At 73.4% G+C, this 241-nt stretch carries 1 protein-coding gene; it reads left to right on the top strand.

Features of this window, described 5'->3' with window-relative positions:
• The coding region (locus L9G74_RS21850) for a DNA methyltransferase (RefSeq protein WP_238898989.1) at positions 1 to 241 on the top strand (241 nt) is incomplete at both ends.

The following is a 241-nucleotide window of genomic DNA, read 5'->3' as shown; positions in this document are numbered from 1 at the left end:
GTGCGCGAGTTCGGCCTCAAGGGACTGCGGGTCATCGACCCGACGTGCGGGTCGGGGCACTTCCTGCTGGGCGCCTTCGAGCGGCTGCACGCCAAGTGGCTCGCGGACGCACCGGCGATGGGCGCCCGCGAGCGCGTGCGCACCGCGATGGCGTCCATCAGCGGGGTGGACCTCAACCCCTTCGCGGTGGCGATCGCCCGCTTCCGCCTCACGGTGGCGGGAATGCGTGCCGCCGGGGACA

It is taken from the genome of Shewanella electrica (assembly GCF_022321485.1).
GTDB lineage: Bacteria > Pseudomonadota > Gammaproteobacteria > Enterobacterales > Shewanellaceae > Shewanella > Shewanella electrica.
Note: the sequence above shows the minus strand (reverse complement) of the source record. Positions and strands in the feature narration are given on the sequence as shown.